Consider the following 12,483-nt stretch of genomic DNA (forward strand, 5'->3'; position numbering starts at 1 on the left):
CATTAAAGCTTGGTACTTCATTCTCTTTTATGCGTATTCGTGCATAAACAACGGCTTGCCGCTCAGCGCGAACGCTTCCTTCGGCGAAGTCACCGCGCTCCCGTACAGCCGGTTGAACAGATCGTAATCATTAATCCGCGCCATCGTGAAGCCATAGTCCTGCCATGTGACGTCCTTGATGATCTTTTCCAGATGCTCGTCCTGCGTGGTATGCAGGATAATCTCCGGTTTCAGCTGCAGCGCCAGGTTCAACAATTTAAACAACGCGACACTGTTGAGATAAATACACTCCCGCACCTCGATGCCCTGCGCGGTCTGATATAATGACGCGTAGCCCTGAATCTGTTTGTTTTGATCATAGTAGGCGATCAGCTTGCCGCCCTCGGCATTGCACTCCTCCTGCAGATGATCGAAGTCCTCTTTCGTCCGCAGATAGAAACCATCGAAGCGCCGCACATACGCCGTATACACATCGAGCAGATCCTGCGACTGCACCTTATAGGTTAAACCCTCGTTGCTGCAAAGCGGAATCTGAGAGCGATGAACCGTATACCGCCGGCGGTAATAGACCATCTCGAAGCCAAACTGCGTATACATCGACGGATTGTATGCCTGGATCAAAGTCACCAGTTCCCTGTGCTCTACCTCGTCCAGCACGTCGTTCATCAGCTCATGCATGCAGCCCCGCTTGCGGTAAGACGGAATCGTCGCCACGCCTAAAATCATCGATGTCTCTAAAATATGGCCGGCTAACATGATGGAATGCGGAATCCGCATCAGCGTCGATACGATATTTCCCGACTCTTTCAGCACCAGCGTATTCTCCGGCTTGTACAGCGTGCGGAAGAAATAATCTGTATAACCGCCGTCGTCGCCGGCAAACACCTGCTTCCAGATGCCGTACACAATCTTTTTTTCCTGCGGCAGCGCCTTGCTGATCATAGCTGATTCTCCTTTCCGCATAGCCGATACTTCTCGATCAAAAACTCCGGATGATACGCCAGCTTAGCCTGGCGGATGTTCTCATGGCCCATATCGTCCTCCCGGTTGACATACTCGGCTTCATCAAACTCATGCGTCAGCCATTCCTTCATGATCGCCTGGTATAATCCCCGAATCTCGTCGTCGGCTTTTTCAATGTTTTCCTGGCACATCCGCGCGCTTAACCAGGAGCCGATCGCAAAGGCCTTCACTTCCCCGTCGATGCGGATCAGACCGCCGCGGTAAGGAATCTGCCCGAATAATTCCAGAATCCGGAAAACGCCGCGCCGTTCCGCCTGCAGAAATTCATCCGGATCCTCGGCATGCCACTGCCGCAGAAACGCTTCGCATTCCTTCACGTTGTCCGCGTTGAACGTCTCATATTCCCAGCGTCCCGCATACTCTTTATAGAACGCGTTGAGATGATTGCGCTTCTTCTGCAGCTTCTTGCCCGCGAAGGTTTTCAGCTTCTCGCACAGGTAAACATAATCCGCGCTGTCGCGGTTTTCCTCCAGACAAGTGTTGGGAAACGTATCCGCAAACCACTGCGCCGCTTCCTTTGTAAAACAGCTCAGCACAAACGGCAGCCGATAGCGCTCAAAGATCGCCTTTGCCGCCAGAATCGCTTCCTTGAAATATTCCGGACGGCATAGCGGCATGTAAATAAACAACGTGCCTTCGTGCACGCCCAAAAGAAGCAGCCAGTTTTCATTCTGGCACTTAAACAGCGGATAGGAATCGATCCACAGAATCATGTTGACTAAGTTGTGATTGCTTTCTTCATACTGTGCCAGCGATAAATAGCGCTGGATCAGCGGGTAATCATCTACGGTAACGGGATCAAAGTCCCTTTGTATCTGACTGGCGTCCATCCTCATCCGTCCTTCTTTCAGTATATTCCGCTTCAAAAACCTCAGGCTGAGCTACCCGCTGTTCAAACGGGCTGTCCTGAGTTTGTTCGTCAATCCAAACTGAATCCTGATTCTGATCCATCGACGACCACTGGTCGTTCATTGTTTTGGTCATCTTCTTGATTTTGAACATGCCGAAGATCCCCAAGACCGCCATGATCACCAGCATTGCCAGAATAAACGGCCAGGCCATGCTGAGAAAGGCAATGATCAGCAGGATTGTAAAAATCATCGTTAAGAATCTCATGTTTATCACCGGTTTCATTATATCCTAATTGACCGCAAAAGAGAAAAGTTTTGCAACTCTAACATCAAATTTAAGAATTTCTTCAGCTTCTTCGCCGGGTATGACAGGAAGCCAGAATCCACAAGACCAGAAAACCGGAGGTCATAAAACAGAGGATGGCCAGCCCCACCTCGCCCCGCCGGCGGCTGTACTCCGTGACTGAACTGACGCTGCCGCGGGCGATCACCGGCTGCGACTGGGCGGCCTGCAGCTGGGCGGCATAGGTGTATTCCGGGTTGGAGATCGATACCGAAGCCAGCCCTTCCTCAATCAATAAGCGCTGCACCAGTTCTCCATCCGCAAACAGCCATACCGGCAGCGGCGAGGTCTGGGCGACATGATCGTCGATTTCAAACGTCAGCGTTTCCGCCTGACTCACAATTTCGCAAGCCCGGGTTTTCCCGGCGTCCGTCAGTTCGACATCAAACAGGGAAACCGGCAGTGATTGTTCGTGGAGCACAACGGTGATCTGCCCCTGATCGCAGTTCCATTCCTCCGCGGTATACGTTAAATTCCAGGATAAACCGGTCAGCTGGATCAATAAAAGAAAAAAAGCCAATGTCCTCACCTCCTTAGAAGTATGGAACACCCTGGCTTTTTTATGCGGATTCTTCAGGCTTCGTCCGGGATTTCCGAAATTGGGGGAAGCTGCTCAGCGATCTCATGAAGCTTGCCGAAGCGGTGCTTCATGCCGGATTTGGACATCGCGACCCCGGTCTGCTTTTCATATTCCGCGCTCAGCTCGTTCAGACTGGCCTCCGGGAACTGCACGCGCAACTGAGCCACAGCCTTCAGCTTCTCGTCAAGAAACCGCAGCCGGCCAGCTTTCTCGATCCGGGCGATATCCTCCAGCTGCTTCTTAGCTGCCGCCTGGCTTTTCATTTCGTTGGCAACCTCGCAGTTGTCCAGCCGCGTCAGGTTGTTGCGGAAATCGCGGTGGATACGGATATCCTCAAACTTCATCAACGCTTCATACGCGCCGGCACAGCGCAGAAAATCGGCAATCTTATCGGCCGCTTTCAGATACACGACGAACGCCGTGCGGCGGGCGATCACCTTGGCCGGCAGATCAAATTTATGCATCAGCTTCTGAATGAACAGCGCGTGAGCTTCGTCGTTGGTTACAATTTCGAGATGGTAATTGGTCTTCTGCGGGGAATTGACTGACCCCATGGCCATGAACGCCCCCGCCAGATAGGCCCGGGCGCAGCATTCTTTCTGAACGAGCTTGCGGGTCGGATGGTTCTGCAGCCCATGATCGGTGAACAGGCCCAGATCGTTGAGAATCTCAGTCGTCTTGTTCAGCACCTGCAGCCGGTAAATGTTGTTCTTTTTCAGATTCATCTTCTTGATGACCGACAGATCGGTTTCCACGGCGTAATTTTCTTTCAGCAGCTTCAGAATTCGTTTCGCCGTCGCCGCGTTTTCCGTCTTGATCATTAACGACATGCCCTGGGCGTTGATCGTTAACGACGAACACAGCTGCACCAACGCGGAAAGTTCCGCTTTCTGGCAGCAGGGTTTCAGCTCATTCTGAGCGATTTCGGATTTAACTTCAGTGGTAAACGACATACTTACTCCTTTATTTTCGCTAACAGCTGCTGCATGCAATGCCGGATCTTATCGGCGTCATGGCGGACTAAATCGTCACTGAAATCCAGCAGCGGCACCGGCGTGACCTGATAGGCATGTTCCTCCTGGACGATCCTGACCGGTCTTCCGCCTTCTTTCGCATACCGGGTTAAGATTGCGTCCGGAATCGGGTCCTGGGCGACCAGCACCTCATTAATCTTCGCACCGTGGCGGATCAGTGCGTCGACATGATCCTCCATCGTGAAATCATCGGTTTCCCCCGGCTGACTCATGGCGTTGCACAAATATACGCCGTAAGCGTCCGACTGCCGAATCGCTTCGGCAATCTCCGGAATGATCAGGTTCGGCAGGATGCTGGTAAAGATGCTGCCGATGCCATAAATGATGACATCCGCTTCGCGGATCGCCCGAACCGCCTTCTCGGAAGCCTTGACGGTTTCCTGATAAAACACCGTGTCGATCCGGTTGTTCATATTGGGAATGTTGGATTCCCCGCGCACGATCGTTCCGTCGGCCATCCGCGCAAACAGCGTGATCACCTGGGTGGTGGCGGGAATGATATCGCCGCGCACGTTGAGAATCTTGGAGAGAATTCCGATGCTTTCCAGAAAACTGCCGCAGCTCTGCGTCAGGGCGGTCAGAATCAGATTGCCGAGGTTGTGGCCCATAACGCCCTGATCCTCCTGATCGGGATCCGGATCGCCTTCAAAGCGGTACTCCATCAGATTTTTAAGCAGTGTTTCCGACTCCGCCAGCGCAATCAGCACCGCGCGGATATCGCCCATCGCGGGGATATGGAACTGACGCCGCAGCCGTCCGGTGCTGCCGCCGTCGTCCGCCACAGTGACGATCGCCGAAATTTGAATATCCTGAATGAATTTGATGCCGCGCAGGATGACCGACTGGCCATGCCCGCCGCCGATAACGACGACCTTCAGCGGGTTATTGTTCATCCAAATCCCGCTTATCGCGGTGTTCTTTATAACAGTTATATTGGATCTTATAGTGATCATACAGGAAATTCGTGATCGAAACGGAGCGGTGCTGGCCGCCGGTACAGCCAATCGCTACGGTGAAGTGATTTTTGCCTTCCTTGACATATTCGGTAAACGCGTAATCGAGGAATTCCAGCAGCCGTTTGATGAATTCCTTGGTTTCCGGTTTGTCCATGACGTAATGGTAGACCTGCGGATCGTCGCCGGAATAGGGACGCAGTTCAACTTCCCAATAGGGATTGGGGAGAAAGCGCACGTCGATCATCAGATCGGCGTCCAGCGGCACGCCATGCTTATAGCCAAACGAGATAAAGCTGATTGAAAAAACCGGCGCGCTGCTCAGCGAGAAATATTTCTCGATTTTCTGTTTCAGTTCTGAAGCTTTTAAGAAGGTGGTGTCGACGGAGAGAAACGCGGTGTCCTTGTAATTCTGAAACATCTGACGCTCAACGCTGATTGCTTCCTCCAGTGTGTTGCAGACGTTGGAGATCAGCAGCGGATGCGTGCGCCGCGTCGATTTGTAGCGGTGCAGAAGCACTTCGTTGGACGCGTCCAGAAACAGCACGCGCACATCCATATCCTCGCCTTCAAAGGCATTGAGGAACTCCGGGAAATCCTTGGCTGACGTCGCCAGCGCCAGATAGGAATAACGGGGATCCGTGCTGCTTTCAATTAAATCCACCAACAGGCTTAACAGCTGAACGGGAAACTGGTCGATACAGTGATATCCCATATCTTCTAAAACGCTGGTCGCGCTGGTTTTACCCGCGCCGGACATCCCGCTGACCAGGATTACACGTTTTTTCTTCATCTCGATCACCTCTTGTTTTGTTAGCTGTATTTTACCACAGCCCCTGGCGGTTCACAATCGTGAACACACCGATTTTTATTGGAGAAGAGTTCTTCCTTCTGTATAGTTTATTGAAAAAAAGATTTTTAATGAATGAAGTTCATCGTTTTAAAGCTTCGAAAAGAACAGCCTGAAATTCGACAGTTCTGTTTTAACCTGCGAAACTTTTTCATGAACAAAGGCATTCACGATATAGGTTTAATCTGTAACCACTCATTATAAATATGAAGAATCTCAAACCCGACTGTCGCCATGGAAGAATTTTTTTATCTTTCCAAAATTATGTTTAACCTTCGATCCGAATCTGATCCAGCAAGGCTTCGACCTGTTCTCTCCGGGCGATTCCGCGGCTGAACGCCGTTGCGGTACCGCAGGCGGCCGCCCAGCGCAGACTGTCTTCCAGCGTGCAGGCAGAATTTTCAAGCGAAGCCAGAAAGCCCGCGACCATGGAATCGCCAGCTCCAACGGTGCTGACGGTCTGCCCCGGCAGCGGATGCTGCCGATAAACGCCACCCTCCGCTGTAAAGAGAACTGAACCTTCCGCCCCCATCGACACGAGGATATGCCCCGCCCCCTGCCGCCTCAGCTCCTGAATCTGATCCGAAACAGGCGCTTGAGGATTGGCAACGAGCTGGCGCAGCTCCGCAAGATTGGGTTTGATCAGAAATGGATGAAACCGCAGCGTATCCCGCAGCAGTGCGCCCTCGGCATCCACGACGACGCGGATCGACGACGCTGGCAGCTCAGCTAAAATCTGTTCGTAAATTGATTCCGGTAATGTCGGCGGTACATTTCCGGACAGCACCAACGTATCCCCCGGCTGGATCCGGCGAATCCTGTCTAACAGCGCTTCTCTTTCCGCTGCACTGACCTCCGGTCCGCGGCCGTTGATCTCAGTTTCCACTCCCGAATTGATTTTGACGTTAATCCGCGTTTGTCCTTGCGCACAACGGATAAAATCCGCATTGACGGACTGGTCCTGAAGCTGGCGGATCAATTCCTCGCCGGTAAATCCGGCCGCAAAGCCCAGCGCCGTGGTCGGTACGCCCAGCTGCGCCAACATGAGTGACACATTGATGCCCTTGCCTCCGCCGATCAGACTCTCGGTAATACAGCGGTTCGTTTCCCCCAAATTTAACGTTTCCACAGTGCAGTAATAATCCAATGCCGGGTTTAAGGTGACAGTATAGATCATGATTTCCCTCTTTTCTTCGTGCGCTCTCCTGTTTCTTATTAGAGAAGCGCCGATCCTTGAAAAAAACCTGAGCCGGATAAGGTTCAGGTTCATGGATGCGCTTTAAGCGAAATGCAGCTCGTAGCTCATTTCCGCCACATGACTGATCGTCTGGTAGACAGAGCAGTATTTCGTCGCCAGATCAAAGGATTTCCGGACCGCGTCTTCCTTATCTGTTCCGCGAATCGTTACGGTCAGATGCACCGTCTTCAGCGTCGTCGGCACTTCCGTGCGCTTCTCGCCTTCGACCACAATTTCTGTGCCTTCAATTTCAATCCGTTTCTTTTCCAGAATGCCTAAGAACGTCGCGTACAAGCAGGACGCCAGCGCGCCGTAAAGCATATCATAAGGCGCTGCCCCGCCCGGTGTGCGGCCGATCTTGACGCTGCCCTCGTCCAGCAGCAGCTCGCCGTTGAAGCCGTTCTCAAATCGAATTGTTCTTGATGCCATCTTTTTCGTTCCTCCTTTTTTCTTTTGCTTGAATTTGCCGGAATTCCATTTCAGGTTTTCCCGCGCTGTCCTTCCTACTCTACGCTTTGACGATCACGCCGATGCGCTTACTCCTTAATCTGATGGAAAGCCTGCTGCGCAGCGATCGCGCCGTCGTTGGCCGCGGTAACCACCTGCCGCAGCGTCTTGGCCGTCACATCGCCGACGCCGTAAATACCGGCCCGGGCGGTTTCCATATTGTTGTTGACCAAAATATAACCGCGCTCGTCCAGAATCCCCAGATCCTGGGCAAATTCCGTGCACGGATCCGCGCCGATGTACGGGAATACCGCTTTGGTTTCCAGCTTCATCCGCTGACCGTCATGAACGTTTTTCAAGACGATGCCGCCGACTTTCCCCTCCTGTTCCAGAATTTCAACCGGAACATGGCTGCGGATGATGTCGATTTTCGGATTCTGTTCGATTGCCTGCTGGATGATCGGCTCCGCACGGAAGACATCCCGGCGGATCACGATGTGAACCTCGCTGGCAAACTGCGTCAGATATAACGATTCCTCGAGCGCGGAATTGCCGCCGCCGATGACCGTCACCGGCTGGTCGCGGAAGAAACTGCCGTCGCACACCGCGCAATACGATACACCCTTGCCCGTCAGCTCTTTCTCATTCGGAATGCCCAACAGCCGCTCGCGCGTTCCCGTGGCGATGATCACCGCCGGAGCCGTATAGATCTGACCGTCCGCGCAGACCACCTGCTTGATCGGACCGTCGATGATTTTCTCGACGTCGCCATAGAGATATTCCGCGCCGAAATGCGTGGAATGCTCGAACATCTGATACGCCAGATCCGCGCCGTTGATCTCCTTGATTCCCGGCCAGTTCTGAATTTCAAAGGTTTTGATCATCTTGCCGCCGGGCGCCGCTTTTTCTAACATCGCCGTTTTCAGACCTGCACGGCTGGCATACACCGCCGCGGTCATGCCGGCCGGACCCGCGCCGATAATGATTACATCATATTGTAAGTCCATGCAAGATCCTCCTTCACCAGCGCTTCCACCTGCCGCAAATCGTCAATGATCCGGTTCGGCTTCTCCTTTTCCAGCTGTTCCCGGCGTTCCAGATTGAACAGATAGCCGACGGAGAAGACGCCTGCGTTGCGCGCAGCCTGGATGTCCATCGGACTGTCACCGACATAGATCACGCTGTCGTGCCCTTCGTTGACCAGCCGGCAGGCCGTCAGAATGCCTTCGGGATCCGGCTTGCCGTTCTTCACATCGTCCTGACCGACGATCACGTCGAAATAATGATCCATGTGATTCAGCGTCAGCCCCAGCAGGACCATTTCCTTAACCTTCGTGGACACAATGCCCAGCTTATAGCCCTGCGCCTTCAAACTTTCCAGCAGCTCGACCGCTCCGTCCATCGGCTTGACCAGATCGGCGTGCGCGGCGCGGTTGTGCTCGCGGTATTCTTTGACCAGCTGCTCGGCGTCCTGCTCCGGGAAATATTGCGCAAACATCGTCTGCAGCGAAGGGCCCAGCACCGCCAGCTGTTTATCGCGGGTGAATTCTTCTTCCGTTCTGTACTTTTTAAACAGTTCGCGGTAGCTCTTTAAGATCGCCGGTTCTGTGTTCAGCAGCGTTCCATCCAGATCGAACAGAATCACCGGCTTCGGATTTTTCATGACCTTGCGGAAGACGCCGAGCATCCCCAGCAGCCCGACGACGATAAAGACGACCGAAATCACCTGCGCCATCCGCAGCCGGCCGAACATCAGACTGTCTGTACGCAGACCCTCAACGACGATCCGCACCGCCCCATACCAAAGCAGATACGCGTAGACCATATCGCCGCGCTTCGGTTTGGAATATTTCTTATAGACAAAGACAATCAGAATGAAGCCCAGGATATCGCCGACGCTTTCATAGAAAAATGTCGGTTCGCGGTAAGCACCCTGGATAAACATCTGGTTTTTAAACCATTCCGGGAAGAACCGGTAGAAGGATTCGCTGACCGTGCGGCCGAACGCCTCCTGGTTGATGAAATTGCCCCAGCGGCCGATGCCCTGCGCCAGCAGCACATTCGGCACGATCGCGTCGGCCATCCGCATGAAATTGATCTTATGCTTGCGGGCGTACCACAGGCCGAACAGCACCCCGCCGAACAAGCCGCCCTGGATTGCCAGACCGCCCTCAAACGTATAGAGAATATGGATTGGATTGGCCAGATAATATTCCAGGTTATAGAACGCGCAGTACCACAGCCGCGCGCCAATCAGGCCGCAGATCAGACAGCCGAGGAACAGATCCTCCGCGGTTTCAACTTTGTACCCCATCTTTTTGATTTCCTTGACGCAGAAAGAATACGCCAGGATCGCTCCGCAGAGGATGATCACTGCGTACCATTTAATTGACAGACTTCCGATAGCGATAAAAGTCTGCGGATCAGGAAAAAACTGCATTGTTGATTACTCCTTTTCTGTTTCCGGCGCGGCCGCATTGGCAGCGTTCTGCCGCTCGATGTAGTCGTACACCCGGTTTTCAAACGCTTTCGCGCTGTCGAAGCCCATTTCTTTCAGGCGGAAATTCGTGACCGCTGATTCGATCAGGACCGCGATTGTCCGGCCTTCTTTGACCGGCAGCACGATCTTCGGCACGTCGACCTCCAGAATGTGCATGAACTGTTCCGTTTCAATTCCCACCCGCGCGTATTCGGCGCTGGAATCAAACTTTTCCAACGACACGACCAGGTCGATCGGAGCCGAAGGCAATAACGCGCTCGCACCGAACATCTTGGCGACGTCGATGATGCCGATGCCGCGGATTTCCAGCATTCCCTGAAGCAGCTCCGGGGAATGACCGATGATGCTGTTGTGGACGCGGACCACGTCGACGCGGTCGTCCGCGACGAGAATGTGGCCCTTGCGGATCAGTTCCAGCGCGGTTTCACTCTTGCCCATGCCGCTTTCGCCGCAGATCAGCACGCCCTTGCCATAGACGCTGATCAAGACGCCGTGAATACTGTCAGACGGCGCCAGACGCTCGTCCAGGAAGCTGATCAGATCGACCATCAGCCGGGAGGTCGTCATCGCTGTGCGGAAAATCGGGAAATTCTTATATCCCGCGACTTCCAGCAGCACCGGCGGACATTCGCGGTGATGGGTGAGAATGATCGTCGGAGTATACCCGTCGGTCAGCTGCTCAAAACGCTCTCGCTGGATTTCCACGGAGAGCGTGTCGATATACGCTTGTTCTTTATCGCCGATGATGACGATCCGGCGCGGCTCGGTATGCTTGTAGAAGCCCGCCAGCTCTAAGCCCGGACGATTGACATCCGGAACGATCACCCATCGGTTTAATGATTCCTCATTGCCAGAGAGCTGTTCAAATTTGAAATAACTTTGCAGCTCGCTGATCATGACCTTGCCTTCGTATTCCATAGCCTCATCCTTTCTCAAGCATGGATTTCAGATATTGGCCGGTATAGCTCTTTTCCACCTTGACGATCTGTTCCGGCGTGCCCTTGGCGATGATCGTGCCGCCCTGGTCGCCGCCTTCCGGGCCAATATCAATGATGTAGTCGGCGCATTTAATCACATCGAGATTGTGCTCGATGACAATGACCGTATCTCCATTATCGACGATTCGCTGTAAGACCGCAAGTAATTTTTTAACGTCATGGGTATGCAGGCCGGTCGTCGGTTCATCCAGGATGAAGACGGTCTTGCCCGTCGCCTTGCGCTGCAGTTCGCTCGCCAGCTTGACACGCTGCGCTTCGCCGCCGGACAACGTCGTCGCCGGCTGCCCCAGCTTGACGTAATCCAGGCCTACGTCATGCAACGTCTGAAGCTTGGATTTAATGCGATGGATGGAGGAGAAGAAACTCGATCGCTTCCTCCACCGTCATCTCCAGCACGTCGTAGATGTTCTTCCCTTTATAGGTGACCTGCAGTGTTTCCTCGTTGTAGCGCTTGCCATGACATTCCTCGCATGGTACGTAGACGTCCGGCAGAAAGTGCATCGAAATCCGCTTTACGCCGTCACCCTGACACGCTTCGCAGCGGCCGCCGCGGACATTGAAGGAGAAGCGCCCCTTGTCATAGCCGCGCAGCTTCGCTTCCGGCGTCTGAGTGAACAGATCGCGGATATCGTCGAACACCCCGGTGTAAGTGACCGGGTTGGAACGCGGGGTGCGGCCGATCGGATCCTGCGAAATCTCAATCACCTTGTCGATGTTTTCCAAGCCCAGGATCGCTTTGTGCTTGCCCGGCTTGATGCGCGTGCGGCCGAGCGAATGCTGCACAGCTTTGCACAGGATTTCATTGACCAGCGAGGATTTGCCGCTGCCGCTGACGCCGGTGACGACGGTCAGGGTGCCTAACGGGAACTTGACGTTCACATTCTTCAGGTTGTTCTCCTGCGCGCCCTTGATTTCCAGAAACAAACCGTTGCCTTTGCGGCGCTTAGTCGGAACGTCGATCTTTTTGCGGCCGCTGAGATATTGACCGGTAATCGAGTTTTCACATTGCATGACTTCCTGCGGCGTTCCGCTGGCGATCACTTCGCCTCCATGCACGCCTGCGCCTGGCCCGATATCGACGATCCAGTCAGATTCCATCATCGTTTCCTCGTCATGCTCGACGACGATCAGCGAGTTGCCCAGATCGCGCATATTCTTCAAGGTCTTGATCAGTCTCGCGTTATCGCGCTGATGCAGCCCGATCGACGGCTCGTCCAGCACGTACAGCACACCGGTCAGCTGCGAGCCGATCTGCGTCGCCAGCCGGATCCGCTGCGCCTCGCCGCCGGACAACGGCCCGCCAGCCGGTCCAGCGTCAGATATTCCAGACCCACGTCCTTTAAGAATGTCAGCCGGCTGACAATTTCTTTAATTACCAATCTTGCGATCTCCGCCCGCATCGGATCGAGCTGCAGATTTTTCATAAAGTCCAGCGCCTGAATGACCGACATCGTCGTCCATTCATAGATGTTCTTGCCCCCCACGCGCACGCTCAGCGCCATCTCGTTCAGCCGCTTACCGCCGCACTTCGGACACGGCGACTCCGCCATAAACGAAGCATACCATTCGCGCGACATCGTCGAGGTTGTTTCGACAAAACGCCGCTCGATCAACGTCTTGACGCCTTCAATGTAATCGTTGCGGCTGAAGCGGTTGCCGGAACGGGA

At 53.8% G+C, this 12,483-nt stretch carries 12 protein-coding genes and 1 pseudogene; all 13 read right to left on the bottom strand.

Annotated elements, in window-relative coordinates; all coding sequences use genetic code 11:
- Nucleotides 1-27: 27 nt before the first annotated feature.
- Entirely contained in the window at nucleotides 28-942 is a 915-nt protein-coding gene (locus HOLDEFILI_RS00755; RefSeq protein WP_006057396.1) for a GNAT family N-acetyltransferase, read from the bottom strand.
- A complete protein-coding gene (locus HOLDEFILI_RS00760; protein WP_006057397.1) occupies nucleotides 939-1,853 on the bottom strand; it encodes a DUF2156 domain-containing protein in 915 nt (304 codons plus the stop codon). The genes HOLDEFILI_RS00755 and HOLDEFILI_RS00760 overlap by 4 nt, the downstream gene beginning before the upstream one ends.
- Complete coding sequence (locus HOLDEFILI_RS00765) at nucleotides 1,822-2,124, bottom strand: HMG-box domain-containing protein (protein WP_039863564.1); 303 nt, start codon at nucleotides 2,122-2,124, stop codon at nucleotides 1,822-1,824. The genes HOLDEFILI_RS00760 and HOLDEFILI_RS00765 overlap by 32 nt, the downstream gene beginning before the upstream one ends.
- Before the next feature lie 97 nt (nucleotides 2,125-2,221).
- Entirely contained in the window at nucleotides 2,222-2,737 is a 516-nt protein-coding gene (locus HOLDEFILI_RS00770; RefSeq protein WP_039863566.1) for a hypothetical protein, read from the bottom strand.
- A gap of 53 nt (nucleotides 2,738-2,790) precedes the next feature.
- Nucleotides 2,791-3,750, bottom strand: a complete 960-nt coding sequence (whiA, locus tag HOLDEFILI_RS00775) for a DNA-binding protein WhiA (RefSeq protein ID WP_006057400.1) — start codon at nucleotides 3,748-3,750, stop codon at nucleotides 2,791-2,793.
- A gap of 2 nt (nucleotides 3,751-3,752) precedes the next feature.
- Nucleotides 3,753-4,724: a gluconeogenesis factor YvcK family protein gene (locus tag HOLDEFILI_RS00780; RefSeq protein ID WP_006057401.1), complete on the bottom strand. Its 972-nt coding sequence runs from the start codon at nucleotides 4,722-4,724 to the stop codon at nucleotides 3,753-3,755.
- Nucleotides 4,714-5,577, bottom strand: coding sequence for an RNase adapter RapZ (gene rapZ / locus HOLDEFILI_RS00785; RefSeq protein ID WP_006057402.1), 864 nt, complete (start codon nucleotides 5,575-5,577; stop codon nucleotides 4,714-4,716). Before rapZ ends, HOLDEFILI_RS00780 begins: the two co-directional genes overlap by 11 nt.
- Before the next feature lie 325 nt (nucleotides 5,578-5,902).
- Nucleotides 5,903-6,811 (bottom strand): 1-phosphofructokinase, encoded by a 909-nt coding sequence (pfkB, locus tag HOLDEFILI_RS00790; RefSeq protein WP_039863568.1) that lies wholly within the window; start codon nucleotides 6,809-6,811, stop codon nucleotides 5,903-5,905.
- A 102-nt stretch (nucleotides 6,812-6,913) separates the two neighbouring features.
- Nucleotides 6,914-7,300 (bottom strand): OsmC family protein, encoded by a 387-nt coding sequence (locus tag HOLDEFILI_RS00795; RefSeq protein ID WP_006057404.1) that lies wholly within the window; start codon nucleotides 7,298-7,300, stop codon nucleotides 6,914-6,916.
- A 107-nt stretch (nucleotides 7,301-7,407) separates the two neighbouring features.
- Nucleotides 7,408-8,325, bottom strand: a complete 918-nt coding sequence (gene trxB, locus HOLDEFILI_RS00800; RefSeq protein ID WP_006057405.1) for a thioredoxin-disulfide reductase — start codon at nucleotides 8,323-8,325, stop codon at nucleotides 7,408-7,410.
- Nucleotides 8,304-9,758 carry a prolipoprotein diacylglyceryl transferase gene (gene lgt / locus HOLDEFILI_RS00805; RefSeq protein ID WP_006057406.1) on the bottom strand — a complete coding sequence of 485 codons (1,455 nt, stop codon included), beginning with the start codon at nucleotides 9,756-9,758 and terminating at the stop codon, nucleotides 8,304-8,306. The genes trxB and lgt overlap by 22 nt, the downstream gene beginning before the upstream one ends.
- Before the next feature lie 6 nt (nucleotides 9,759-9,764).
- Entirely contained in the window at nucleotides 9,765-10,736 is a 972-nt protein-coding gene (gene hprK, locus HOLDEFILI_RS00810) for an HPr(Ser) kinase/phosphatase (protein WP_006057407.1), read from the bottom strand.
- A 4-nt stretch (nucleotides 10,737-10,740) separates the two neighbouring features.
- Nucleotides 10,741-12,483 (bottom strand): annotated as a pseudogene (gene uvrA / locus HOLDEFILI_RS19075) (excinuclease ABC subunit UvrA); the annotation flags it as partial.

Source organism: Holdemania filiformis DSM 12042 (genome assembly GCF_000157995.1).
GTDB lineage: Bacteria > Bacillota_I > Bacilli_A > Erysipelotrichales > Erysipelotrichaceae > Holdemania > Holdemania filiformis.